The following is a 24,370-nucleotide window of genomic DNA, read 5'->3' as shown; positions in this document are numbered from 1 at the left end:
TCTCCACGATGAACATCTCAATGCCTGCCCTGTTGAGCCAGCTCCTTCTGGGGCTGGTCAACGGGTCGTTCTACGCGATCCTGAGCCTGGGGCTGGCGGTGATCTTCGGGCTGCTCAACGTCATCAACTTTGCGCATGGCGCACTGTTCATGATGGGAGCAGTGCTGTCGTGGATGGCGATGAATTACTTCAACGTCAACTACTGGGTCATGCTGGCGGTGGCGCCGCTCATCGTCGGCGTTTTTGGCGTGCTCATCGAGCGGCTGCTGCTGCGGTGGATCTACAAGCTCGACCACCTCTACGGCCTCTTGCTCACGCTGGGCCTCACGCTGCTGATCGAAGGCGGCTTCCGTTCGGTGTATGGCGTCTCGGGCCTGGCCTACAGCACGCCGGAGGCGCTGAGCGGCGGCACCAACCTCGGCTTCATGTTCCTGCCCAACTACCGCGCGTGGGTGGTGGTGGCTTCGCTCGTGGTGTGCTTTGCCACCTGGTATGCGATCGAGAAGACGCGGCTCGGCGCCTACCTTCGCGCGGGCACCGAGAACCCGCGGCTGGTCGAGGCCTTCGGCGTCAACGTGCCGCTGATGGTCACGCTGACCTACGGCTTCGGCGTGGCGCTGGCCGCATTTGCCGGTGTGCTTGCCGCGCCGGTCATCCAGATCTCGCCGCTGATGGGGCAGAACCTCATCATCATCGTGTTCGCGGTGGTCGTGATCGGCGGCATGGGCTCGATCATGGGCGCCATTCTCACGGGCCTCGGGCTCGGCGTGGTCGAGGGGCTGACCAAGGTGTTCTATCCGGAGGCCTCGGCCACCGTGGTGTTCGTGATCATGGTCGTGGTGCTGCTGATCCGCCCGGCCGGCCTGTTCGGCAGCGAGAAGTAAAAGTCCATGAAGAAAATATCGCTCGTCGTCTACGGAGTGCTGCTGCTGGCGCTCATTGCCGCACCTTTCATCGGCTTCTATCCCGTGTTCGTGATGAAGGTGCTGTGCTTTGCACTGTTTGCCTGCGCCTTCAACCTTCTGCTGGGTTACACCGGCATGCTGTCTTTCGGCCATGCCGCGTTCCTGGGCGGCTCTGCCTATCTCACTGGCCATGCGCTGAAGGTCTGGCACCTCACCCCCGAACTCGGCCTCATTGCCGGCACGCTGGCCGGTGCGCTGCTGGGGCTGGTGTTCGGCTGGCTGGCCATTCGCCGCCAAGGCATCTACTTTTCGATGATCACGCTGGCGCTGGCGCAAATGATGTATTTCGTCGCGCTGCAGGCCAAGTTCACCGGCGGCGAAGACGGCCTGCAGAGCGTGCCGCGCGGCAAGCTCTTCGGCCTGGTCGACCTGTCGAACGATCTCACGATGTACTACGTTGCCCTGGTCATCGTCGTCGTGGCCTTCCTGCTCATTGCGCGCACGGTGCATTCGCCTTTCGGGCAGGTGCTCAAGGGCATCAAGGAAAACGAGCCGCGCGCCATTTCGCTCGGCTACGACGTCAACCGCTTCAAGCTGCTGGCCTTCGTGATCTCGGCAGCGCTGTCGGGCCTGGCCGGCTCGCTCAAGACGCTGGTGCTCGGCTTCGCATCGCTCAGCGACGTGCACTGGACCGCATCGGGCCACGTCATCCTGATGACGCTGGTGGGCGGCCTCGGCACGCTTTCCGGCCCGCTGGTGGGTTCGGCCGTGGTGGTGTTGCTGGAGAACAAGGTCGGCGACTTCGGCACCTTCATGGCGCGCCTCACGGGTGTCGACTGGTTCAACACGCTCGGCGAATCGGTGACCATGGTCACCGGCCTGATCTTCGTGATCTGCGTGCTCGCGTTCCGCAAGGGCATCATGGGCGAAGTCATCGCCTTCTTCGAACGGCGAAAAGGCAAGGCCTGATGAAACGAAAAAAGGCGGACCCTGTCCGCCTTTCTTGTTTCTGGGGCGGGAAGCCCGCTCAGGGCAGCACGGTAATGCGGTTGGCCGCTGGCGGCGACAACGGGCTGTTCGCCTTGATGTAGGCCTCCAGGGCGTCCACGTCCTGGTCGCCGCCCAGCGTGTCCGTGCCCTGGTTGAATACCGTGAAGTTGTCCCCGCCGGTCGCCAGAAAGCTGTTCATCGTCACGCGGTAGCTCGCGCCGTCCGTCATTGCGGTGCCATTGAGCGCCATGTTGCTGATGCGCGAGCCCGCGGGTGCCGAGAGGCTGTAGCTGTAGCTCAGGCTGCGCGAAGGCAGCAGCACCCTTGGCGATGCGACCGTGTTGGTGCCGCTGTTGAACTGCTGCTCCAGCAGTGCCTTGATCTGCGCGCCTGTCATCGTCTTCACCACCAGGCTGTTGCCGAAGGGCTGCACGCTGAAGAGCTGGCCATAGGTCACGCTGCCGTCGTTGGCCGGCATGAGGTCGGCCCGCACACCGCCCGGGTTCATGAAGGCGATTTGCGCGCCTCCCTTGTTGCTGGGGCTGGTCGCATCGAGTTGCGCGTCCGCAATCAGGTTGCCCAGAACGCTTTCACGCGACGCCGTTTGCGTGCGCGTGGCCGGGCCTGCGAGCGTGCCCACCACGCGTTGAACGAGCGGCGCCGCAACCGAAAGGTACTGGCTGATGAGTGCGGCCACTTCCTGGTTCTTGCCGAATACCGGGTATTGGTCGGTCACGGCCACCGTGTTGGCACCGCTGGTGTAGGCCTCGCCCTGCACAATCACGTTGTCCGCCGACTTGGCCGTGACCTTGCGCGTGCGCGTGTCGATCGTCAGGTTGATGTCGGTCAGCAAGGTGCCGTACTGGCCGGCGCTCGTCAGCAGGAAGGGCTTGGCCGGGTTGGTCTTGCTGTAGTCGCAGATGTACGGGCGGTGCGTGTGGCCCGAGATCACCACGTCAACGGCCGCATCGAGCTTGTCGAGGATCGGCAGGATGTCGCCGCTCAGCCCCGCGCAACTCTTGTCGTTGTAGCCGACGGTGGTCGTGCCGCCTTCGTGAACGACCACCACGATGGCGTCGGCGCCTTCGGCCTTCAGCTGTGGAATGAGCGCATTGGCGGTGTCGGCTTCATCCTTGAAGCTCAGGCCTGCAACGCCGGCCGGGGTCACGATGCTCGGCGTGCCCTTCAGGGTCATGCCGATGAACGCCACCTTCACCGTGGCGCCGTCCTTGGTGAAGGTTTTCATGCCCGTCGCGGGAAAGAGCGTGTTGCCGTCGGTCTTTACGGTGTTGGCCGCCAGGAACCCGAAGTTGGCACCGGGGAAGGACTTGTTGACCCGGCATGGCTCCAGCGGGGTGTTCTTGGCGCAGCCGCCGTTCTTCATGCGCAGCAGTTCGGTCTGGCCCTTGTCGAACTCGTGGTTGCCGACGGCGTTGAAGTCGATCTTCATCGCATTGACGGCTTCGATGGTCGGCTCGTCCAGGAACAGCGCCGACACCAGCGGCGAGGCGCCGATCATGTCGCCGGCGGAAACTACGGCATTGTTTTCGCTTCTGGCCTTGAGCGACGCAATGGCCGAGGCCATGTATGCGGCGCCGCCGGCGGGCACCGGCACCGTACCACCGCCGTTGGAGGGCGCGGTGATCGAAACCCGGGGCGGCTCGAGGTTGCCGTGCAGGTCGTTGAAGGCGATGAGCTTGACGTTCACGCTGCTCGGCGGGGCAGGCGGGGGCGAGGCCGGCGGCGCAGGAGCCGGTGCCGGGGCAGGCGGTGGAATGAACGGTATGAACCCGTTCGAATCGTTGCTTCCGCCGCAGGCGGACAACGTGGCCAGGACAACTCCCGCCAGGGCGAGATGCTTCAACGATGCGGGCATGGGCCTCTCCTCTTTTCGGATGGAATGCAGCGCATGCTGGACAAGGCACATGACGTCGCCGTGACCGTCATCGCACATCGGCCAAGTCAGCGTCGGGGGAATGGTGCGACCGATCGAGCCCCCGGGACCGAAGGCTCGCCGTAGCAGTCGGGTGCTTGCGAAATGTGCGGCCTCAGAGCCGCAGCGGTGCGGCGTAGCCGGTCATCTCCAGGTAGCCCCGGCCGACGCGGCTACCTTGCGCATCGAGCAGGTCGCTCACGCCTTCCCAGTAGACCCCGCCGGTGGAGCCGCGGCTGTCGAGCTCCTGGTCGTCGAGAAGCGCGCGCACTCCGAAGATTCCCGATGGTGTCTGCACGCGCCACCGGGTGGGGTACTTTGCCTGCGTGCGTGGGCTGGTCCACGCATCGGCACCATCGAAGCGCACCTCGTTGTTGCTGAAAACACGCAGCGCGCCGTCGCGCGGGCGAAACGAACCGCCAGCCCACAGCGCACTGCCGTCGCGGCGCCGCAGGCGAAAGGCGGTGAGGGCGCTGCCGTCGTCCAGGTTCATGCCGATCCAGTCCCAGCCTACGGCCTCGGGATGCATCAGCGCCTCGCTCCATTCGTGGTCGAGCCAGGCCGTTCCGTCCACATCGAAGGCCTGGCCCTTCAGTGTGAGCCGGCCCTGCGTCTTCAGTTGCGGTTCGCTGTAGTAGTAGCTTGCCTGTGCTTCCTCCGGGCCCTTGCGCGAGAGCCCGGCCTTGCCTTGCAGCAGCACCGGCTGCGTGGGCGCAAAGCGCAGGTCGAGCGTGAATTCGCCCGCCGGCACGCGGGCCGAATAACTGCCGTCCTTGCGCACGAGAGACCAGTCGCGCAGGCGCACATCGGTGTCGGCTTCGCTGGCCGACGCAACGCCGAAGCCCGCCCGCGCAATGCGCTGGTCATGCAGCAGCACGCGGCCTTCGAGATCGGTAACCGCAGCGTGCGCAAACACGAGGTTCTTGGCCGCAAACGCCGAGCGCATTGCCTGCGCGGCATCGACACGCGAGCGAAAGAACGTCACCTGGAAACCGAACTCGCGTCCTGCCGAAGTTCTTGCGTGGCCCGTGATGTACCACCATTCGGTGCGCAGGTCGGGGTGGCTGCCGAAGTCGCGCGGGAACTGCAGCGTGCGCTCGGGCAGCGCCCAGCTTGCGGGCGCTGCGGCCAGCGCCGCAAGCAGCAGGCTGCGGCGCGAGAGTTTGCAGAAAGCCGGCGCAGGCATCACTCCGCAACCAGCGCGTCGATGCGCTGCTGTGCCGGCTCAATGTCGCCGAAGGCGTTCCGCACCCACACCGCATCGTGATAGCTCGGCAGGTAGCGCTCGCCCGCATCGCACAGCAGCGAAAGAATGGAGCCTTGCTGGCCGGCCGCACGCATCTCGCGTGCAATGGCCAGCATGCCGACAAAGTTGGTGCCCGTCGATGGCCCGACCTTGCGCCCCAGCAATGCCGAGAGCGCATGCATGGCGGCCACCGAATCGAGGTTGGGCACTTCGATCATGCGGTCGACCAGCGTGCGGATGAAGCTCGGCTCCACCCGCGGGCGGCCGATGCCTTCGATGCGCGAGCCCGCCGCCGTCAGCGTTGCATCTCCCGTGCGGTGATAGGCCGAGAACACCGATCCCTCGGGGTCGGGCACGCACACCTGCGTGTCGTGGCAGCGGTAGCGCACATAGCGCCCGATGGTGGCGCTGGTGCCGCCCGTGCCCGCGCCCACAACGATCCATGCCGGCACCGGATGCCGCTCGCGCGCCATCTGCTGGAACATGCTCTCGGCAATGTTGTTGTTGCCGCGCCAGTCGGTCGCGCGCTCGGCGTACGTGAACTGGTCCATGTAGTGGCCGCCGGTTTGCTCGGTGAGCGCGCGCGCTTCTTCATACACTTGCGCCGCATGGTCGACAAAGTGGCAACGCGCGCCGTAGAAGGCGATCTGCGCCACCTTTTCAGGCGAGGTGCTCCGCGGCATCACCGCGATGAAGGGCAGGCCGAGCAGGCGTGCGAAGTAGGCTTCGCTCACCGCGGTGGAGCCGCTCGATGCCTCGACGATGGTTGTGCCTTCGCGCACCCATCCGTTGCACAGCGCATAGAGAAAGAGCGAACGTGCGAGCCTGTGCTTGAGGCTGCCCGTGGGGTGGGTCGACTCGTCCTTCAGGTACAGGTCGACGCCGGCCGCGGCAAGCGAGGGCAGCGGCAGCGGGATCAGGTGCGTGTCGGCGCTGCGCTGGTAGTCGGCTTCGATGCGGCGTATGGCAGAGCCGAGCCAGCCGCCGCATGAAATGGAGGAGGGTGTTTGCTGCATGTAGGAAGAAGTCTACAAGTCATCCCTCGCAGTACCCAGCGGATATGCAAATCGGGATACTGTGCGCTGCCAAATTCCACCCGGCAGGAGACAAGACGCATGAGAACAAGACACCCGCGCCCCGCATCGCGGCGCTCGTTAGGTCAAAGGCATTCCATTGGGGTCGCAACGCTCGCAGCCCTCGCGCTTGCGGGCTGCGCATCGGGGCCTCCCGGTGTGCAGACGCCACAGCGCCCACCCTCGTCCTTTGCCGTCGCTGGCCTCGAGAAGCCGGCCGAAGTGCTGGTCGACCGCTGGGGCGTGCCGCACCTTTATGCCGGCACGCTGTATGACGCCTTCGTGGCGCAGGGCTTCATCGCCGCGCGCGACCGGCTCTGGCAGATGGACCTGTGGCGCAAGCGCGGCCTCGGCGAGATGGCCAAGGACTTCGGGCCCGCATGGGTCGAGAGCGACCGTGCCGCGCGCGCCGTGCTCTATCGCGGCGACATGTACCGCGAGTGGCTGGCCTACGGCTCCGATGCCAAGCGCGTGGCCGAGGCCTTCACTGCCGGCGTCAACGCCTACGTTGCCCAGGTGCGCGCGCAGCCCGCGCTGCTGCCGCCCGAATTCGCACTTCTGGGTTATCAGCCGGCCCTGTGGTCGCCCGAAGACGTGGTGCGCATCCGGCACCACGGCCTCACGCTCAATTTCACGTCGGAGATCGACCGTGCCCGCGCGTTCTGCGCCGGCACCGAAGGTATCAAGGCCGACTGGTTGCGCCGCGAACTCGATCCGCCGGTCACGCCGCAAGTGCCGCCTGGCTTCGATCCGTGCACCATTCCCGCAGCCGAGTTGCGCGCCGCCTATCTGCGTGCGACCGATTCGCCGCGCTTCACCAAGAGCAACACGCGCCTCGCCGGCACCGCCGCAGCGTCTGCTGCAGTGCTGCAGCCCGACAGCCCCGAGGCCGCGGCGGCAAAGGCCGACGAAGAAGAGCGGCAGCGCCAAGCCATGCAAGGCGATCCCACGGCCGCCTACGGCAGCAACAACTGGGTCATCGCGCCGCAGCTCACCTCCACCGGAAGGCCCATCCTCGCCAACGATCCGCACCGCGCGCACGGTGCTCCGAGCCTGCGCTACATGACGCACCTCAGCGCGCCGGGCATGGACGCGATAGGCGCAGGCGAGCCTTTTCTGCCGGGCCTTTCCATCGGCCACAACGGCACCATCGCGTTCGGCCTGACGCGCTTCTACATGGACCAGGAAGACCTGTACGTGTATGAGCTGAATCCGCAGAACCCCGGTGAGTACCGCTACCAGGGCCGTTGGGAGCCGATGACGAGCGTGACCGAGCGCATCGCGGTGCGCGGCGAGAGCGCGCCGCGCGAGGTGGTCAACACCTTCACGCGCCACGGTCCGGTGCTGCTGTCCGAGCCCGGCAAGCAGCGCGCCTTCGCATTGCGGGCGGCATGGCTCGAACCCGGCATGGCGCCGTACTTCGGTTCCATGGACTACATGCGCGCGCAGAACTGGGACCAGTTCCGCGCCGCCATGAACCGCTGGGGCGCGCCGGGCGAGAACCAGGTCTATGCCGACCGCAATGGCAACGTCGGCTGGATGCCGGGCGGCTTGACGCCCATCCGGCCCAACTGGGACGGGCTGATGCCGGTGCCGGGCGACGGCCGCTACGAGTGGTCGGGCTTTCGCAATGGCGACGAACTGCCTTCGGAATTCAACCCGGCACGCGGCTATGTGGTAACCGCGAACGAGAACAACATTCCGCCCGATCATCCGGCGGCAAAGAAAGGCATCGGCTATGAGTGGAGCGACGCGGCCCGTGCGCGCCGCCTCAAGGAGCTGTTCGCCGCGAAGGTGGCTGCAGGCTCGCGCTTCACCATCGAGGGCTCGGAACGCATGCAGAACGACATCGTTGCGACGCCCGCCCAGCGCTTGTTGAAGCTGTTGGCAGGCTTGCGCAGCGACGATCCGCAAACCGCCGCAGGGCTGCGCTTGTTGCAAGGCTGGGACGGCACCATGCACCGCGACAGCGGCGCCGCTGCGCTGTACGAGGTCTGGAGCGGCAAGACCTTGCGTGCGGCCGTGCTCAAGGCCGGCGCCGGCGACGCTGCTTCATCGCTTGCCGCGCCAGGTGACAACACGCGCATGTTGCTGCTGCTCGAAAACCCGTCGGGCTGGGTCAGCAACTCGCAGCGCGACGCCTTGCTGCTGCAGACCCTGCCGCCTGCAATGCAGGAGCTCACCGCCAAGCTTGGGCCCGACATGGCGGCCTGGAAGTGGGGTGCGCTGCATCGCGCTGAATTCCGGCATCCGCTTGCCGAGGTGGTCGACGCTGCAACACGCAAGAAGCTCGACGTGGGCGACTGGCCGATGTCGGGGTCGAGCTTTACGCCGATGGCGGCGACCTACAGGGCGAGCGACTACCGGCTGACGTCGGGGGCTTCGTTCCGGATGGTGCTGGATGTGGGCAACTGGGATGCGTCGCGGGTGATCAATACGCCGGGGCAATCGGGGAATCCGGAAAGTCCGAACTATCGGGACTTGGCGCCGTTGTGGCTTGAAGGCAAGTACGTGCCGCTTGTTTATAGCCGGGGGGCTGTGGAGAGGGAGACTGTGGAGCGGATTCGTTTAGTGCCTGTTGGGCGGTGAGTTTGGTTCCGAGGCCGGGTGTCGCCCCGGCGGGCGACTCACTTTCTTTGCTTCGCCAAAGAAAGTAAGCAAAGAAAGGAACAGCTGCGGCCCTGATCCCGCCTCCATCTGCGCTCCTCGGCGCATACAGAAGGGGTGGGAGCGGGTGGCCTTCGCTTCGCTCGGCCCCAACAGCCAATACCAACAGCCGGCAGACCAACTCAATGCCAACCACCGCGGCGCGCAGCGCCGCGGTGGCTTGGTGGCCGAGCGAAGCAAAGGCCCGTTCGGTTTCCAAGCCCCTCTGTATGCGCCGAGGAGCGGAGGGTTTCGCGGATCAGGGCTCGCAGCTGTTTGAGCGAAGCGAGTTCTGCGAGACCCCGCGAAACGGAGGGTTTCGCGGATCAGGGCTCGCAGCTGTTTGAGCGAAGCGAGTTCTGCGAGACCCCGCGAAACCCGAGCACCGCATTTGCTTACTTTCTTTTGGCGAAGCAAAAGAAAGTGAGTCCGCCGCCGGGCGGAATCCCGGCCTCGGAATCAAAACAAAGCAAGCAAGTCAGCCCCACCGAGGCACAGCCTCATCCTTCAACTGCTGCCGCAGCAACCCATAGTCCGGCACCACACTCTCCACTGTCTCCCAGAACCGATGCGAGTGATCCATCACCCGCAGATGCGCCAGCTCATGCGCAACCACATAGTCGATCACCGGCAGGCGAAAGTGAATCAAGCGCCAGTTCAGCCGGATCGACCCGTCCGCACTCGCACTTCCCCAGCGGGTAGCAGCATTCGACAACGACAACTTCTGCCACCGCACTCCAAGCCGCGGTGCAAAGTGATCGAGCCTTTCGATGAACAGCCGCCGCGCCCGCCGCATGAGCCACGCCTGGGCGGCATCGCGAATTTGAGAGGGCTCGGCGTTCTGCGCCACGGCCAAGCGCAAGATGCGCGGCCCGGCGCCGTCGCCGCTTGCCTCATCGAGCGTGCCACCGACGCTTGCAAAGCCGTGCTTCGGGTCGAGGCGAATCACGACCGGCTCGCCCATGAAGGGAAACTCCGCGCCGTCTTTCCACTCGATGCGCGTGGCCTCGACGCGTGCGTGGCGTTGCCGCGTTTCGAGCAGCTTGCGAATGATCCAGTCGGCCTTTTCCTGGACGGCGGCGTCCACGTCGCGCAGCGTGACCCAGCGCGGCGCACGCACCGATAAACCTTCGGGGCCGACCACGAAGCCGATGGTCTTGCGCTTGCCGCGCTTGAACTCATAGGCCACCCGCGCCCAACCCAGCACTGTTTCGCGCGTAGCCTGCGGATGCACGAAGCTCGCGAGCGTCAGCGTGTCGCGCAGCGGAATGGCGGGCAAAGCGGCGGGGCCGGCGTTGTCTTGCTGCTGGGCATCGGGCACGGGAGGCGAGTCAGCCAACGGCGTCGCCTCCGGCGGCGCGGCCTTCTTCTTCACTTTCCGCGGCTTGCGCTCGGGCGGCTTGGGCGGCGCAAACTCGTTGCCCAGCCCTTCGAACAGATCCATCGTGAACTGAAGCAGTCCCCGCATGTCGGGCTTTCTCTTCAGTGCACTTCTGGCGCCGCCTGCAGCGGCGGACTGTCGCGATAAGCCTCAGGATCGAGCCGGCGCATTTCCGATTCGATCCAGGCCTCGACTTCGCGCATCAGCTCATCGGGCTTGCGGCCGACGCTGGAGATGGCCGGGCCTATCGACACGTCGACCACGCCGGGGCGCTTGATGAAGGCCTTGCGCGGCCACACCTTGGCCGAAGTAACGGCAACGGGAATCACCGGCACGCCGGTTTCGCATGCGAGCCGCGTGCCGCCGCTCTTGTAGGTGCCCTTCTGGCCGCGCGGAATGCGGGTGCCTTCGGGAAACATGATGATCCAGATGCCCTGCGCAAGCAGCTTGCGACCCTGGTTCACGACCTTGTTGAACGCCTGCGCGCGTTGGCTGCGGTCGATATGAATCATGTCGAGCCGGGCCATGGCCCAGCCGAAGAAGGGCACGTAGATCAGCTCTTTCTTGAACACGAATGCCAGCGGATGCGGCATCAGCGTGGGCATGAGGAAGGTCTCGAAGGTCGACTGATGCTTGACCAGCAGGATCGCGCCGGCGAGCTTGTCGGTCGGCAGGTTCTCCATGCCGGTGACGCGGGTCTTGATGCCCAGCAGCACGCGCGCGCCGCCGATGGCCCAGCTGAGCCACTGCACCGCCATCCAGTAGAGCGGTATGCCGCGCTTCCAGAGCGAACTGACGCACATGATGATGCCCCAGGGCACCACGGTGACGAGCATCCACAGGGCATGGACAACGGAACGAAGAAACGCCATCAGACAGCCACCTGGAGTGCAGCCTGCGCTTCGCGCGCAAGCAGGAAGTCGACAAAAGCAGCGAGGTTCTCGTGAACCATGGTGTTCGCCGGATATTCGGGGGGCAGCGGGTCGACGCCTATGCAGGCGGCGCCCATGCCGGTCAGCAAGAGGTGCGGCTCGCAACCCGCGGCGGCACCCGCCTGCAGGTCGCGCAGGCTGTCGCCCGCGGTCGGCACGCCCTGCAGGTCGATGCCGTAGCGGTCGCCGATCTGCAGGAAGAGGCCCGGCTTCGGCTTGCGGCAGTCGCAGTCCTCGTCGGGGCTGTGCGGGCAATAGAACACCGCATCGACCTTGCCGCCGACGGCCGCGAGCATCTTGTGCATCTTGGCGTGCATGGCGTTGAGCGACGCCATGTCGAACAGGCCGCGGCCCAGGCCCGACTGGTTGGACGCGACCACCACGTGCCAGCCCGCATGGTTGAGCTTGGCCACGGCTTCGAGCGCACCGGGCAGCGGCGTCCACTCGATGTCGCTCTTGACGAAATCTTCGCGGTGCACGTTGATCGTGCCGTTGCGGTCGAGGATGACGAGTTTCATGGCGTTGGCAAAAAAGCCCGTGCTGCTTCGCTTCAGACCGCTAGCCGTTCGAGTTGCGCCACGCGGTTCATCGCGACGTGCAACGACATCAGCAGGCCCAGCCGGTTGAGCCGAAGGTCGGCCTGCTCGGCATTGACCATCACGCCGTCGAAGAAGGCATCGACCGGCTCGCGCAGCGCAGCCAGGGTCTGCAGCGACGCGGTGTAGTCGCCCGCATCGAATTGCGCATTGGCGGCGGGCACGACTTCGGCCATGGCGGCATGCAGCGCCTTCTCGGCGGGCTCTTGCAGGAGCAGCTCGCTCACGTGGGCGTCGGCCTCGGGCGCCTTCTTGAGGATATTGCCGATTCGCTTGTTGGCCGCGGCCAGCGCGGCGGCGGCGGGCAGCGCGGCAAAAGCGCGCACTGCGGCCAGCAGCTTGGGCACTTCGCCCAGGCGCTGCGGTCGCGGCGCCAGCACGGCGTCGACTTCTTGCGCACTGGCGCCCTGCTCGCGCAGGCTGCCGGCCAGGCGGTCGAGAATGAAGTCCTGCAGCTCGACCGTGGCCTTGCCGCTGTCGAAGCCGTCGATGTCCTTGAACTGCGCGGCGGCGTCCTGCAGCAGCGCATCGAGCCCCAGCGGCAGGTCTTTCTCGATCAGCATGCGGATCACGCCGAGCGCATGGCGGCGCAGCGCGAACGGATCGCGGTCGCCCGTGGGCAGGTTGCCGATACCGAACATGCCGACCAGCGTCTCGAGCTTGTCGGCCAGCGCCACGACAAGGCCGACGGTGTTGCGCGGCAGTTCGTCGCCGGCAAAGCGCGGCTTGTAATGGTCTTCGATGGCATCGGCCACTTCGGCGGACAGGCCGTCGTGCAGCGCGTAGTAGCGGCCCATGGTGCCTTGCAGCTCGGGAAACTCGCCGACCATGTCGGTCACGAGGTCGGCCTTGGCAAGCTGCGCCGCCTGCACCGCGTGCGCGGTGAGCGTGGCATCCGCGGGTTGCCCTGGCTGCCCCAGTTGCGCCGCAATGCCGCGCGCAATGCGCATCACGCGCTGCACGCGCTCGCCCTGCGTGCCCAGCTTGTTGTGATAGACCACCTTGCCGAGCGATTCGACCCGCGAGGCCAACGATTTCTTGCGGTCCTGGTCGAAGAAGAACTTGGCGTCGGCCAGGCGCGGGCGCACCACGCGCTCGTTGCCGCCAACCACCGCGCTCGCGTCCTCGGGGCTGATGTTGCTGACCACCAAAAACTTGTTGGTGAGCTTGTTCGCCGCGTCGAGCAGTGGAAAGTATTTCTGGTTGGCCTTCATCGTAAGGATGAGGCACTCTTGCGGCACTTCGAGAAACTCGCGCTCGAAGCTGCAGACCAGCACGTTGGGGCGCTCGACCAGCGCCGTGACTTCATCGAGCAGCGCATCGTCATGAATGGGCACGGTGCCGCCGCCGACCCGCACGGCCGCGGCCGCAAGCTGGCGCGCGATTTCGGTGCGGCGGGCTTCAAAGCTCGCGATGACCGCGCCGTCGTCCTGCATCTGCAGCGCGTAGCTGTTGGCATCGCGCAGCACCACCGGGTCGCCCGCCGCCTCGAAGCGGTGGCCGTGCGTTTCGCGGCCGGCATGCAGTCCCAGCGCCTCGACCGGCACAACAGCATCGCCATGCAGCGCGACTAGGCCATGGGCCGGGCGCACGAAGCTCACGCTGCTCCAGCCGGGCAGCTCGCAGCCGCTTTCGAGCTGGTAGCTCATCACCTTGGGGATCGGCAGCTTGGCGATGGATTCAGCCAACGCCTTCTGCAGCCCTTCGGCCAGCGTGGCGCCCTTGGCGGTGCTTTCGTAGAACAGCGCTTCGGCCTTGCCGTCCATTGCGCGCTTCAGGCCGGGCACGGCCGAGGCATCGGCGCCGAGGGCGGCCAGCCGCTTGAGCAGCGCAGGCGTGGGCTGGCCCGAGGCATCGAGCCCCACGGCCACGGGCATGAGCTTTTGAGACACGGCCTTGTCGGCAGCGCGCTCGGCCACGTGGGTGAGGTGCGCAGCCAGCCGGCGCGGCGATGCGTAGGCGGTGAGCACGGAGCTCGGCTCGGCGAGCCCCTGGGCCACGAGCTGGTCGCGCAGGCCATTGGCGAAAGCATCGCCGAGTTTCTTCAACGCCTTGGGGGGCAGCTCTTCAACGAAGAGTTCGACCAACAGATTCTTTTGCACGCTCGTCATCGCTCAAGCCGCCTTCTTCGTGATTTGTGCAACCCACTCGCGCGGCGCCATCGGAAAACCAAGCCTTTCGCGGCTCTCGTAGTAGCTTTGCGCCACGCTGCGCGCCAAGTTGCGGATGCGGCCGATGTAGGCCGCCCGCTCGGTCACGCTGATCGCGCCGCGCGCGTCGAGCAGGTTGAAGCTGTGCGCAGCCTTGAGCACCTGCTCGTAGGCCGGCAGCGCGAGCTGCTCGGTCATGAGGTGCTTGGCCTGCTTTTCGTGCGCATTGAAGGCAGTGAACAGGAATTCGGCATCGCTGTGCTCGAAGTTGTAGGTCGACTGCTCGACCTCGTTCTGCTTGTACACGTCGCCGTAGCTCAGGCCTTCGGTCCACGTGAGGTTGTAGACGTTGTCCACGCCCTGCAGGTACATGGCCAGGCGCTCCAGGCCGTAGGTGATTTCGCCGGTGATGGGCTTGCAGTCGATGCCGCCCACCTGCTGGAAGTAGGTGAACTGCGTCACTTCCATGCCGTTGAGCCACACCTCCCAGCCCAGGCCCCAGGCGCCGAGCGTGGGGTTCTCCCAGTCGTCTTCCACAAAGCGGATGTCGTTCTTCTTCAGGTCGAAGCCCAGGGCTTCGAGGCTGCCGAGGTACAGCTCGAGGATGTTGCTGGGCGCCGGCTTGAGAACCACCTGGTACTGGTAGTAGTGCTGCAGGCGGTTGGGGTTCTCGCCGTAGCGGCCGTCCTTGGGGCGGCGGCTGGGCTGCACGTAGGCGGCCTTCCAGGGCTCGGGGCCGAGGGCCCGCAGGAAGGTGGCGGTGTGCGAGGTGCCCGCGCCCACTTCCATGTCGTACGGTTGCAGCAGCGCGCAGCCCTTGTCGGCCCAGTACGACTGCAGTTTGAGAATGATTTGCTGGAAGGTCAACATGAAGCTGGCCGGCGCAGGCCGGACATTTGGACGGTAGCGCGGCAATGCGCCGCGAAAGCGGACGATTTTACGGTCGGAGGGCAACTCTCCCACATCAAGGCGGGATGCTGGCTGCCGGCGCGGCGCCCCGGGCCGTGCGACAAAGGCGGGCCGGTTGCATGCAATCGCCTTTTATCGGTCTTTTCCCGGTCTTTTTTCACCCGCCGGGCGTCCTTTCCCCCTGCTTCCACCGACATGCTGCCGCCCCAAATCGGTCCGAATTCCCCTCTGTTCATCGTTCTGAACGCCGGCTCGGGCAACGCGGACACCGCTGAAACCCGCCGGGTCATCGAGGAAGGCTGCGCCGCGGCCGGCCGCAAGCACCGCATCTTTCTTGTGGATGAGCGCACCACGGTGCAGGCGCTGGCGCGCGAGGCGGTGGAGCGGGCCCGCGCTGTCGGCGGCGTGGTGGTGGCCGCGGGCGGCGACGGCACCATCAACACCGTGGCGCAGGCCACGCTCGGCAGCGGGCTGGCCTTTGGGGTGCTGCCACAGGGCACCTTCAACTACTTCAGCCGAGCCCATGGCATTCCGGGCGATACGGCCGAGGCGCTGCAGGTGCTGCTGACCGCGCAGCCCCAGCCGGCACAGGTCGGCCTGGTGAACGACCGCGTGTTCCTGGTCAATGCCAGCATGGGGCTGTACGCCGAACTGCTGGAAGAGCGCGAAAGCTACAAGGCACGCTATGGCCGGAGTCGCTGGATCGCTTTTTTTGCCGGGCTTTTGACGGTGATGCGCGGCCACCGGCTCTGGAACCTGCGCATGGCCTGGCGCGGACAGGAGCGCGACGTGAAGACGCCAACGCTTTTTGTAGGCAACAACCCGTTGCAGCTGCTGCAGGTAGGCATCGAGCATGCCGACGCGCCCGAAAACGGCCAGCTCGCGGCCGTGGTGCTGAAGCCGACGGGTGTGCTGGCGATGCCCGGGCTGCTGGTGCGCGGCGCGCTGGGCCGCCTTGGGAGCGCCGACGAGGTGCTGAGCTTTCCGTTCGAGTCGATGACGGTGAAGACCGGCCGGCTGCATTCGCCCCGCCGGGTGAAGGTGGCCACCGACGGCGAGATCGCCTGGACCGAGATGCCGCTGCTGTTTCGTGTCTCGCCCGAGCCGCTGTGGCTGGTGCGGCCGGATTCCGCCCCCGAACTGGAGGCCGCCAAGCAATGAACAGTTGCCTGCTTCAGATTTCGGACCCGCATTTCGGCACCGAGCAGCCCGAGGTGGTGGAGGCGCTCGAGCGGCTTGCGCATTCCTTGTCACCGCAGGTGGTGGTGCTCTCCGGAGACATTACCCAGCGGGCCACGCGCGCGCAGTTTGCGGCGGCCCGCGCCTTCGTCGACCGGCTCGCGCCGCCGGCGGTGGTGGCCATTCCCGGCAACCATGACATTCCGCTCTTTCATTTGCCGGCGCGCCTCTTCTCGCCTTATGAAAGGTACGCCGAAGCCTTCGGCACCAACCTGGAGCCGGAGTTCGAATCCGCCGAATGGCTGGTGGTTGCAGTGAACACCACGCGCTGGTACCGGCACGAGGACGGCGAGGTTTCCGCCGCGCAGGTCGAGCGGGTCGAAGCCCGGCTGGCTGCGGCATTGCCTTCGCAATTGCGCGTGGTGGTGACGCACCAGCCGGTGATGGTCACGCGGCAGGAAGACATGCACAACCGGCTGCACGGCCGCGAAACGGCCGTGGCGCGCTGGTGCGCCGCCGGCGCCGACCTGATCCTGGGCGGCCACATCCACCTGCCGTTCGTGCGCTCGCTGCACGACGCGTACGCCGGTTGCCCACGCACGACATGGGCAGTGCAGGCCGGCACGGCCGTGTCGTCGCGCGTGCGGGCGGGGCATCCCAATTCGGTGAACGTGCTGCGCATGGAAAACATCGGTGGCACCCGCATCTGCCAAGCGGAACGGTGGGACCATTCGGCGGCACACAAGGCCTTTGTGTGCGGCAAAGTATTGCGGCTTCGGCTTGCCAGCGGCGCGCAGCTCCCTTAGGGTGCGCCGCATGCCCACGGAAGCCCCTGCCCTCGTTCTTCTCGCCCGCCAGGTTGGCGAGCATGCCCTTGCCTGGTTCGTGTGTGTCTTTGCGGTATCGGTGCTGGGCACCGGCATCGTTTGCCGGCTGCTGCAGCGGCGCCGCGCCAGGGCCTCTGCCGAAAGCGATGAGCCCGACGAGCCGCGCGTGGCGGGCGGGTTGGCGCTGGGCTTTGTGTTGATTCTTGCGGCGGCAAGCCTGGTGGCCTACATCGCGTCGAAGCTGGGGGACGGGCGCCTGCTCGGCCTGGCCGACCAGGCGTTGGCCGATGCCATCGGCGAGCATGTGCCGTGGGCTGCCCTGGTTGCCTTCAGCTGGCTCACCCACCTGGGCGATGCCGAACTGCTGGCGCCGGTGTGCGTGGTGCTGGCCGTTGCATTGTGGCGCAAGGCGCACCGCGGGCTGGCGCTGGGCTGGGTGATGGCGCTCGGCGGCATCGTGCTGCTGAACCCCGCGCTCAAGCGCATCTTTGCGCGGGCGCGGCCATTGCACGACCATGGGCTGGCACTGGAAACGAGCTTCAGCTTTCCGAGCGGGCACAGCTCGGGCGCCATAGTGAGCTACGGCATGCTGATGTACTTGGCGCTGCGCCTGTTGCCGGCGCGCTGGCATGTGCCGGCAGCCATGGCGGCCGCAGCCGCCATCGTCACCATTGCGTGCAGCCGCGTCTTCCTGCAGGTGCACTTTGCAAGCGACGTGGTGGCCGGCCTGCTGACCGGCCTGGCGTGGCTGCTGGTGTGCGTGAGCAGCCTCGAATACGCGCGGCACCGCAAGCGCCGGGCCGCGCGCTGAGCGGAATCAATACTCCCAGAAAATGCGCTGCAGTTCTTTCGTGTCGCTGGTCTTGGTGAGTGCCACCATCGCCAGGATGCGGGCCTTCTGCGGACGCAGGTCGTGCGCCACCACCCAGTCGTACTTGTCGTCAGGCTGCTCTGCATTGCGGATCACGAAGCCGTCGGGCACGCGCGAGCTGCGAATGATGATGGCGCCGTCGGTGCGCGCCTTCTGCAGGTTGGGCACGATGCGGTTGGCCACCGAGCCGTTGCCCGTGCCGCCGTGGACGATCGCCTTCACGCCGCTCTTGGCGAACGCGTCGATGGCGATGGAAGAAACACCCTCGTAGCCCATCGCGATCTCGACCGCCGGCAGCGTGTTGATGCTGTCGATGTCGAACTCCGAATTCATCGTGTGGCGCTTGACCGGTGCACGGAACCAGTAGTTCTTGCCCTCGACCACCATGCCCAACGGGCCCCACTGGCTGGAGAACGCACTGGTCTTGATGTTGACGTTCTTGCTCACGTCGCGGCCGCTGTCGATGTTGTCGTTCATCGTGACCAGCACGCCCTTGCCGGCGGCATCCTTGCTGCCTGCCACGCTGACTGCGTCATACAGGTTGAGCGCGCCGTCGGCCGAGAGGGCCGTTCCCGGACGCATTGAGCCGACCACGACGATCGGCTTGCTGGTGTGCACGGTCAGCGTGAGGAAGTAGGCGGTTTCTTCCAGCGTGTCGGTGCCGTGGGTAATGACGATGCCGTCCACGTCGGCCTGCTTGGACAGCGCGGACACGCGCTTGGCCAGCGTCAGCAGGTTGTCGTTGGTAAGGCTCTCGGAAGCCACCTGGAACACCTGTTCGCCGCGCACGTTGGCAATTTTCGAGAGCTCGGGCAGGCCCGCAATGAGCTTGTCGACGCCGACCTTGGCGGCCGCATAGGTGGCGCTGTTCACGGCCGAGGCGCCGGCCCCCGCAATGGTGCCGCCGGTGGCCAGGATCACCACATTGGGCAAGGCCTGCTGGGCTTGCGCGAGGGCGCTGGCCGCAAGCAGTGCGGCACCGGCTGCGAAAGCCCTGAAACGGGGAGAAAGGTACATGGAAAACTCCTGTGTCTTGGATGAAATTCTGGAAGCGGCGAGAAGATACATGAACCATGCCCGCATGCTCTTCGCTTCCATGCCGCCATGGCATGCCGCCATGCGCCAAGGATTACCATCGCCGGGCGCACCGCCGCAAACCCGCCATCCAATGAACGCCGATCCCGCCGCCCTTCCCCCGACCACCGCCCAGGAAATGCCCGCCCCCGACGGCCCGCTGTCGCGAGCACGCCCGGGGCGCGAGCGCATCATGGCGGCGATCCGCACGGCGGCGGTTACCGAGTTCAGCCTGCACGGGCTGAAGGGCACGTCCACCCAGGCCATTGCCGCGCGCGCCGGCCTGACCAAGCCCCAGCTGCACTACTACATCGCCGGCAAGGAAGAGCTCTACGAAGAGCTGCTGATGCAGGTGCTGCATGCGTGGAAGGTGGTGTTTTCGTTCGAAGACGCGAGCGACCCGGGCACGGTGCTGGGCGACTACATCCGCAAGAAGCTCGACCACGCCTTCGACAACCCCGAGATCTCGCGCATCTTCACGCGCGAGGTGCTCGACGGCGGCCGCAACCTCGACCGCTACTGGCCCAATGCCCGGGCGTGGACGCAAAAGAAGGTCGACGTGATCAACGGCTGGATTGCGCGCGGACAGATGCGCCCGCTCGACGCGCGCCTGCTGCTGATGCACATCTGGGCCATGACCCAGAGCTATGCCGACTACGCGATACAGACGCGCGTGATGCTCGGCCTGCCGCCAGACGCGCCGATCGACCGCGAGCCGATTGCGCGCGAGCTGGTGGCCTTTGTGCTGGGCGGCTGCGGCATCAAGGCCTAGCGTTTGCTGCGCCGCCAACGGCGCGGCTCACGATGCGCCGGCTTCCCAGGCGCGACCTGTCGGGTCGGCCAGCGCGAGCCGCATCATCTCGATGAACCGGCGCAGCCGCGCCGGCTGGAAGCGTGCATGCGGATAGATCAGGTAAACGGGCAGCGCCGCCACGTGCCACTGCGGCACAAGCTGCACCATGCGCCCCGTGGCGATGTCGTCTTTCAAGAGCCAGGCCGAGCCCATGCAGGCTCCCAAGCCCATGCGCGCCGCGCTTTGCAGCGCATAGAGGCTATCGGTGCTCATGCGCGGCCGGATGGGCACGTGCGCAACTTCGCCGGACGGACTGTGGGTGAGCACCACCTCGTTGCGATAGAACGTGCGCAGCGCGATCCACGGCAGTTCGGCCAGTTGCGATGCATGCGTGGGCGGCTGGCGCCCGGCCAGCACCGAGGGGGCGGCAACCACCACGCGCGGCACCTCCGAAAGCTTGATGGCCACCGCCATGGTGTCCGTCACTTCGCCCACCTGGATGGCGCAATCGACGCCTTCGGCAATGAAGTCCGGCCGCCGGTCGTTGAGCAGCCATTCAACCGACACCCGCGGGTACGCGCGCAGGTAGTCGGCCAGGGGCCCGACCAGCAGCAACTGCCCCAGCGCATGCGGCGCCACCACCCGCAGCGTGCCTTCGGGCTCGTCGCCCACGCCGCGAAGGTCGGCCTCGAAGGCGTGCCAGTCGGCGATCAGTTCCCTGGCGCGCTCGTAGCAGCGCTCACCGTCTTCCGTGAGCTTCATGGCGTGCGTGGACCGGCGCAGGAGCCGCACACCGAGCGAACGCTCCAGGGCCTGCAGCCGGCGGCTGACGGTGGGCTGCGTCGCGCCCATCTGCTGGGCGGCGGCCGAGAGACTGCCGGCCTCGACGATATGGATGAAGGTCTGCATCAGCTCGATGCGGTCGGCTGCGGGGGAAGAGGTCGACATGGCTTGTCTTTATGCGTGTGACGTATAGACATTGTGCGATCTTCAGGGCTACCAAGTCACGCCTCAGAGGCGCACATTTCAACCCTCGCTCGATATTCAAGGGTTAACGCCATGTCTTCCATTCAACAAACGCATGCATCGGATGCTGCTGCAACGGCGACACGCGACCTGCCGGCCTCGCTGGTGCTGCTGCTCGCCACGGGCGCCGGACTGTCCGTGGCCTCTCTCTACTACGCCCAGCCGATGCTCGGCGTGCTGGGGGCGGACATCGGCGCCTCCGCGCGGTCGGTCGGGTTCATTCCCACGCTCACGCAGCTTGGCTACGCGCTGGGCATCCTGCTGCTGGCGCCGCTGGGCGACCGCTACGACCGCCGCCGCATCGTGCTGGCCAAGGCGGCCGCGCTGTGCGCCGCGCTGCTGGTGGCCGGGGCCGCACCGTCGATCGGCATGCTGCTGGCGGCCAGCCTGGCCATCGGCCTTGCGGCCACGATGGCGCAGGACATCGTGCCCGCCGCCGCCACGCTGGCGCCCGAAGCGTCGCGCGGGAAGACCGTGGGCACGGTGATGACGGGGCTGCTGCTCGGCATCTTGCTGTCGCGCGTGGTGAGCGGCTTCGTGGCCGAGCACTTCGGCTGGCGCGCGATGTTCATTGCTGCGGCCGCCAGCATCGCGCTCATCGGCGCGGCCGCCTGGCGCGGCCTGCCGCGCTTCAGGCCCACCACGCACCTGGCCTATGGCGCGCTGCTCGGATCGCTGGGCACGCTGTGGTCGCGCCACGGGGCTCTGCGCCGCGCTGCGCTGGCACAGGCACTGCTGGCGGTGGGCTTCAGCGCCTTCTGGTCCACGCTGGCGGTCATGCTGCACGGCGAGCCGTTCCACCTGGGCAGCGCCGCAGCGGGTGCGTTCGGCCTGGCTGGCGCCGCTGGCGCTCTGGCGGCGCCGCTGGCCGGACGGCTGGCAGACCGTCGCGGGCCGGAACTGGTGACGCGGCTCGGCGCAGGGCTGGTGGTGGTGTCGTTCGCGGCCATGGGATTCGCGCCGCTGCTGCCGGCGCATGCGCAGCTCTGGCTGCTGGCGCTCGCGGCAATCGGCTTCGACCTGGGCATGCAGGCGGCGCTGATCGCGCACCAGACCATCGTCTATGGCATCGAGCCCGGTGCACGCAGCCGGCTCAATGCGGTGCTGTTCACCAGCATGTTCATCGGCATGGCGGCCGGCTCGGCGCTGGGCGCACTTGCCCTCGCGCAATGGGGCTGGGCGGGTGTGACCTGGCTGGCGACCGGCACGGCCGCCGCGGGGCTGGGCGTGCGGCTCTCGCGGGGCGCAAAAACGCCGAAATGAGCGAAAAGCAGCTTGTGTAGTTGTCGTTAACAAAATTACACTCAGAAACAAAGCGCCCGACGAATTGCCGCGGGCGCCTTTCGCTGCGTCGAGGATTGCCTCGCTCGAATTGGTTTTTGCCTGGTTCTGCTGAATTCACTAGCTCTGGGGTGCCCCCGGCGCATCGCCAGACCCAACGATTCCGTGAGCTGCGGCGTGGTCCAGCGCGATTCCAAAAGAGCCGAAAGCCCAGCCAATGCACCATCATCGGAAACTTCGATTTCCCCTCCTTCGTTCCGCAGCTGCCAGGTCGGCCGCGCTCAGCGTCACTGCGGTGCTGGGCCTGAGTGGCTGCGCGTCGTTCAGCGTTGAAACCGCCCAGCTTTCGACACCCGAGATCCGCGCCACGGTGCAGCAGGACAAGGCCGCGCTGGAGCGCGATGTCGAGCCGCTCGCAGGCCCCCTGACACTGGACGGCGCGATTGCGCGCGCCATCAAGTACAACGCAGACCGCCGCTACCGCGCCATGGAAGAGGCCGTTGCAATGGGCACATTCGAGGTCGGCAAGTTCGACATGCTGCCCAAGCTGATCGCGGCGGCCGGCTACCGGGAGCGGAACAACGACCTGATTACCCGCAGCGTCGATTCCGTTACCGGCCTGCCGTCACTGGCCAATCCGTACATTTCTTCCAGCCGCCAGGTGGCCACGAGCGAAATCGGCCTGTCATGGAGCCTGCTCGACTTTGGGCAGAGCTACTATGCCGCCCGCCAGAACGCCGACCGGGTGCTGATTGCCGGCGAGCGCCGCCGCAAGGCGCTGCACAACCTGATCCTGGACGTGCGCACTGCCTATTGGCGCGTGGTCGCAGCGCAAAAGCTCATGCCGCTGCTGCGCAAGACCATTGCGGATTCGGAGCTGGCGCTCAAGGACGCACGCAAGGCCGAAGACGACCGCATCCGCTCGCCGCTGGAGCCGCTGCGCTACCAGCGCCAACTGCTTGAAAACCTGCGGTTGCTCGAAACCATCGACCAGGAACTGTCGACGGCACGCGTCGAACTGGCAACCCTGACCGCCCTGCCCCTGACCACGCCCTATACCGTGGCCGAGCCGGCGAGCGACGTGAACACCGTTTGGCTGCAGCAGCCACTCGACAAGATGGAAGAGGTTGCGCTGCTGCGCAACCCCGACCTGCGCGAAGGCATGTACAACGCACGCATAGCCCAGCAGGAAACTCGGCGCGCACTGCTCAAGCTGTTTCCGGGCCTTTCGTTCAACTACGGCTTCAAGCACAGCAACGACGACTTCCTGATTCATCAGAACTGGAACGAGGTGGGTGCACAGATTTCGTTCAACCTGCTGGGCCTGCTTGCGGCGCCCGCGCAGATGCGCCTGGCCGACAACGGCGTTGCGCTGGCCGACCAGCGCCGCATGGCGATGCAGATGGCCGTGCTCACGCAACTGCACATTGCACGCCTGCAATACGCCAATACCGCGCGCCAGTACGAGCGCTCCGACAGCATCGCGCAGGTCGACGGCCGCATTGCGCAGCATGTTGCCAACCAGGCCGACGCGCAGAAGCAGTCCGCACTGGACCGCATCTCGCAGCAAAGCACTGCCGTGCTGTCCCAGTTGCGCCGCTACCAGGCGCTGTCGAACGCGCAGGCGGCTGCATCGCGGCTGCAGGCCACGCTGGGCATGGAACCGGTGCTGGACGCTTCTTCGAACATGCCTCTGGCGACACTTACCGACGCGGTCGGCAAGTCGCTGCAAAGCTGGAAGCAGGGGCAGTTGCCCGCGCTCGAGGAAGCCCGGTGATGCAGCTTTGGGCCACAGCGCGCCTTTGCGGGCCGTTGTTTTACGCGGCCGCGGTTTTCGCCCCTGGCGTAAAGGCCGCCCCGCCGCAGCCGGCGCCAGGTTCGGCGCTGGAAACACGCGAGGTCAGGGCCCAGCTGGCACCGCGCCGCTACACGACACTGGCTGCCGAGATCGGCGCCAAGATCAACCGGCTCCCGTTGGCCGAGGGCAGCGCCTTCAGGCAGGGGCAGATGCTGGTGCAGTTCGACTGCCAGCTGCAGCAGGCCCAGCTTGCCAAGGCCGAAGCCGCCCTGATGGCAGCCAACACCGCATGGCATGGCAACCAGAAACTGTCCGAGCTGAATTCGGTCGGCAAGGTGGAACTCGACGTTTCCAGGGCCGATGCGCTCAAGGCGCAAGCCGAGGTGTCAGCCAACCGGGCGCTGATTGGCAAATGCCAGATCGCGGCGCCTTTTTCCGGCCGCATTGCCGAGCAGAAAGCGCGTGAACAGCAGTATGTGCAGCCCGGCCAGCCACTGCTGGAGATCATCGACGACAGCCAACTGGAGCTGGAGTTCATCGTTCCGTCGCGCTGGCTTGCATGGGTGCGCACCGGCACAGCCTTCGAAGTCAACATCGACGAAACCGGCAAGACCTACCCGGCCAAGGTGCAGCGCATCGCGGCGCGCGTGGATCCGGTCAGCCAGTCGGTCAAGCTCAACGCGGTCATCGACGGCCGCTTCAGCGAACTGGCCGCCGGCATGAGCGGCAAGGTCTTGATGGCGCCGCCGCAGCGCTGAAC

At 66.4% G+C, this 24,370-nt stretch carries 20 protein-coding genes; 10 read left to right on the top strand and 10 right to left on the bottom strand.

Annotation, left to right across the window (positions count from 1 at the left end; all coding sequences use genetic code 11):
- The first annotated feature begins 8 nt into the window (after positions 1-8).
- Both QHG62_RS17710 and QHG62_RS17705 read left to right on the top strand, forming a co-directional pair.
- Positions 9-884 (top strand): branched-chain amino acid ABC transporter permease, encoded by an 876-nt coding sequence (locus QHG62_RS17710; protein WP_281146848.1) that lies wholly within the window; start codon positions 9-11, stop codon positions 882-884.
- A gap of 6 nt (positions 885-890) precedes the next feature.
- The gene (locus tag QHG62_RS17705; RefSeq protein ID WP_281146847.1) at positions 891-1,874 is read left to right on the top strand and encodes a branched-chain amino acid ABC transporter permease; all 984 of its coding nucleotides are present in this window, start codon (positions 891-893) and stop codon (positions 1,872-1,874) included.
- Between the two features lie 58 nt (positions 1,875-1,932).
- Here QHG62_RS17705 and QHG62_RS17700 read toward each other — a convergent pair whose 3' ends face one another.
- The 3 genes from QHG62_RS17700 to QHG62_RS17690 form a co-directional block, all read right to left on the bottom strand.
- Positions 1,933-3,771 (bottom strand): bifunctional metallophosphatase/5'-nucleotidase, encoded by a 1,839-nt coding sequence (locus QHG62_RS17700; protein WP_281146846.1) that lies wholly within the window; start codon positions 3,769-3,771, stop codon positions 1,933-1,935.
- 172 nt (positions 3,772-3,943) lie between these two features.
- Positions 3,944-5,014 carry a carotenoid 1,2-hydratase gene (locus QHG62_RS17695; protein ID WP_281146845.1) on the bottom strand — a complete coding sequence of 357 codons (1,071 nt, stop codon included), beginning with the start codon at positions 5,012-5,014 and terminating at the stop codon, positions 3,944-3,946.
- Entirely contained in the window at positions 5,014-6,090 is a 1,077-nt protein-coding gene (locus QHG62_RS17690; protein ID WP_281146844.1) for a PLP-dependent cysteine synthase family protein, read from the bottom strand. Before QHG62_RS17690 ends, QHG62_RS17695 begins: the two co-directional genes overlap by 1 nt.
- Positions 6,091-6,189: 99 nt before the next feature.
- Here QHG62_RS17690 and QHG62_RS17685 point away from each other — a divergent pair, with 99 nt between their 5' ends.
- Entirely contained in the window at positions 6,190-8,736 is a 2,547-nt protein-coding gene (locus QHG62_RS17685; RefSeq protein ID WP_281146843.1) for a penicillin acylase family protein, read from the top strand.
- Positions 8,737-9,271: 535 nt separating this feature from the next.
- Here the strand turns inward: QHG62_RS17685 and QHG62_RS17680 are convergent.
- From QHG62_RS17680 to glyQ, 5 genes are read right to left on the bottom strand one after another with little or no spacing between them, the layout of a single operon-like run.
- A complete protein-coding gene (locus QHG62_RS17680) occupies positions 9,272-10,261 on the bottom strand; it encodes a M48 family metallopeptidase (protein ID WP_432445536.1) in 990 nt (329 codons plus the stop codon).
- Between the two features lie 14 nt (positions 10,262-10,275).
- Entirely contained in the window at positions 10,276-11,046 is a 771-nt protein-coding gene (locus QHG62_RS17675; RefSeq protein ID WP_281146842.1) for a lysophospholipid acyltransferase family protein, read from the bottom strand.
- Positions 11,046-11,624, bottom strand: a complete 579-nt coding sequence (gene gmhB, locus QHG62_RS17670) for a D-glycero-beta-D-manno-heptose 1,7-bisphosphate 7-phosphatase (protein WP_157616078.1) — start codon at positions 11,622-11,624, stop codon at positions 11,046-11,048. The genes QHG62_RS17675 and gmhB overlap by 1 nt, the downstream gene beginning before the upstream one ends.
- A gap of 32 nt (positions 11,625-11,656) precedes the next feature.
- A complete protein-coding gene (gene glyS / locus QHG62_RS17665) occupies positions 11,657-13,813 on the bottom strand; it encodes a glycine--tRNA ligase subunit beta (protein ID WP_281146841.1) in 2,157 nt (718 codons plus the stop codon).
- A 3-nt stretch (positions 13,814-13,816) separates the two neighbouring features.
- Complete coding sequence (gene glyQ, locus QHG62_RS17660; protein WP_055808465.1) at positions 13,817-14,722, bottom strand: glycine--tRNA ligase subunit alpha; 906 nt, start codon at positions 14,720-14,722, stop codon at positions 13,817-13,819.
- A 234-nt stretch (positions 14,723-14,956) separates the two neighbouring features.
- Between glyQ and QHG62_RS17655 the strand changes: the two genes are divergently transcribed.
- From QHG62_RS17655 to QHG62_RS17645, 3 genes are read left to right on the top strand one after another with little or no spacing between them, the layout of a single operon-like run.
- Positions 14,957-15,922, top strand: coding sequence for a diacylglycerol/lipid kinase family protein (locus QHG62_RS17655; protein WP_281146840.1), 966 nt, complete (start codon positions 14,957-14,959; stop codon positions 15,920-15,922).
- Positions 15,919-16,746, top strand: coding sequence for a metallophosphoesterase family protein (locus QHG62_RS17650; protein ID WP_281146839.1), 828 nt, complete (start codon positions 15,919-15,921; stop codon positions 16,744-16,746). Before QHG62_RS17655 ends, QHG62_RS17650 begins: the two co-directional genes overlap by 4 nt.
- Before the next feature lie 10 nt (positions 16,747-16,756).
- On the top strand, positions 16,757-17,578 hold the full coding sequence (locus QHG62_RS17645; protein ID WP_281146838.1) for a phosphatase PAP2 family protein: 822 nt from the start codon (positions 16,757-16,759) through the stop codon (positions 17,576-17,578).
- Between the two features lie 6 nt (positions 17,579-17,584).
- Here the strand turns inward: QHG62_RS17645 and QHG62_RS17640 are convergent, their stop codons facing one another.
- A complete protein-coding gene (locus QHG62_RS17640; RefSeq protein ID WP_281146837.1) occupies positions 17,585-18,655 on the bottom strand; it encodes an asparaginase in 1,071 nt (356 codons plus the stop codon).
- A 151-nt stretch (positions 18,656-18,806) separates the two neighbouring features.
- On the opposite strand from QHG62_RS17640, the gene QHG62_RS17635 reads away from it, so the two are divergent.
- A complete protein-coding gene (locus QHG62_RS17635; protein WP_281146836.1) occupies positions 18,807-19,484 on the top strand; it encodes a TetR family transcriptional regulator C-terminal domain-containing protein in 678 nt (225 codons plus the stop codon).
- 27 nt (positions 19,485-19,511) lie between these two features.
- Here QHG62_RS17635 and QHG62_RS17630 read toward each other — a convergent pair whose 3' ends face one another.
- Positions 19,512-20,453: a LysR family transcriptional regulator gene (locus QHG62_RS17630; RefSeq protein WP_281146835.1), complete on the bottom strand. Its 942-nt coding sequence runs from the start codon at positions 20,451-20,453 to the stop codon at positions 19,512-19,514.
- A 111-nt stretch (positions 20,454-20,564) separates the two neighbouring features.
- Here QHG62_RS17630 and QHG62_RS17625 point away from each other — a divergent pair, with 111 nt between their 5' ends.
- From QHG62_RS17625 to QHG62_RS17615, 3 genes are all read left to right on the top strand, one after another.
- Complete coding sequence (locus QHG62_RS17625; protein WP_281146834.1) at positions 20,565-21,794, top strand: MFS transporter; 1,230 nt, start codon at positions 20,565-20,567, stop codon at positions 21,792-21,794.
- A gap of 313 nt (positions 21,795-22,107) precedes the next feature.
- Complete coding sequence (locus QHG62_RS17620; RefSeq protein WP_281146833.1) at positions 22,108-23,589, top strand: TolC family protein; 1,482 nt, start codon at positions 22,108-22,110, stop codon at positions 23,587-23,589.
- Positions 23,589-24,368, top strand: coding sequence for an efflux RND transporter periplasmic adaptor subunit (locus QHG62_RS17615; protein WP_281151694.1), 780 nt, complete (start codon positions 23,589-23,591; stop codon positions 24,366-24,368). The genes QHG62_RS17620 and QHG62_RS17615 overlap by 1 nt, the downstream gene beginning before the upstream one ends.
- Positions 24,369-24,370: the final 2 nt, after the last annotated feature.

Origin of the sequence: Variovorax paradoxus (assembly GCF_029919115.1) — a bacterium.
Lineage (GTDB): Bacteria > Pseudomonadota > Gammaproteobacteria > Burkholderiales > Burkholderiaceae_C > Variovorax > Variovorax paradoxus_O.
Note: the sequence above shows the minus strand (reverse complement) of the source record. Positions and strands in the feature narration are given on the sequence as shown.

Bases quoted from the DNA above. Each gene is read 5' to 3' on its own strand.
- QHG62_RS17710 (WP_281146848.1), top strand. From the start codon at position 9: ATGAACATCTCAATGCCTGCCCTGTTGAGCCAGCTCCTTCTGGGGCTG.
- QHG62_RS17705 (WP_281146847.1), top strand. From the start codon at position 891: ATGAAGAAAATATCGCTCGTCGTCTACGGAGTGCTGCTGCTGGCGCTC.
- QHG62_RS17700 (WP_281146846.1), bottom strand. From the start codon at position 3,771: ATGCCCGCATCGTTGAAGCATCTCGCCCTGGCGGGAGTTGTCCTGGCC.
- QHG62_RS17695 (WP_281146845.1), bottom strand. From the start codon at position 5,014: ATGCCTGCGCCGGCTTTCTGCAAACTCTCGCGCCGCAGCCTGCTGCTT.
- QHG62_RS17690 (WP_281146844.1), bottom strand. From the start codon at position 6,090: ATGCAGCAAACACCCTCCTCCATTTCATGCGGCGGCTGGCTCGGCTCT.
- QHG62_RS17685 (WP_281146843.1), top strand. From the start codon at position 6,190: ATGAGAACAAGACACCCGCGCCCCGCATCGCGGCGCTCGTTAGGTCAA.
- QHG62_RS17680 (WP_432445536.1), bottom strand. From the start codon at position 10,261: ATGCGGGGACTGCTTCAGTTCACGATGGATCTGTTCGAAGGGCTGGGC.
- QHG62_RS17675 (WP_281146842.1), bottom strand. From the start codon at position 11,046: ATGGCGTTTCTTCGTTCCGTTGTCCATGCCCTGTGGATGCTCGTCACC.
- gmhB (WP_157616078.1), bottom strand. From the start codon at position 11,624: ATGAAACTCGTCATCCTCGACCGCAACGGCACGATCAACGTGCACCGC.
- glyS (WP_281146841.1), bottom strand. From the start codon at position 13,813: ATGACGAGCGTGCAAAAGAATCTGTTGGTCGAACTCTTCGTTGAAGAG.
- glyQ (WP_055808465.1), bottom strand. From the start codon at position 14,722: ATGTTGACCTTCCAGCAAATCATTCTCAAACTGCAGTCGTACTGGGCC.
- QHG62_RS17655 (WP_281146840.1), top strand. From the start codon at position 14,957: ATGCTGCCGCCCCAAATCGGTCCGAATTCCCCTCTGTTCATCGTTCTG.
- QHG62_RS17650 (WP_281146839.1), top strand. From the start codon at position 15,919: ATGAACAGTTGCCTGCTTCAGATTTCGGACCCGCATTTCGGCACCGAG.
- QHG62_RS17645 (WP_281146838.1), top strand. From the start codon at position 16,757: ATGCCCACGGAAGCCCCTGCCCTCGTTCTTCTCGCCCGCCAGGTTGGC.
- QHG62_RS17640 (WP_281146837.1), bottom strand. From the start codon at position 18,655: ATGTACCTTTCTCCCCGTTTCAGGGCTTTCGCAGCCGGTGCCGCACTG.
- QHG62_RS17635 (WP_281146836.1), top strand. From the start codon at position 18,807: ATGAACGCCGATCCCGCCGCCCTTCCCCCGACCACCGCCCAGGAAATG.
- QHG62_RS17630 (WP_281146835.1), bottom strand. From the start codon at position 20,453: ATGTCGACCTCTTCCCCCGCAGCCGACCGCATCGAGCTGATGCAGACC.
- QHG62_RS17625 (WP_281146834.1), top strand. From the start codon at position 20,565: ATGTCTTCCATTCAACAAACGCATGCATCGGATGCTGCTGCAACGGCG.
- QHG62_RS17615 (WP_281151694.1), top strand. From the start codon at position 23,589: ATGCAGCTTTGGGCCACAGCGCGCCTTTGCGGGCCGTTGTTTTACGCG.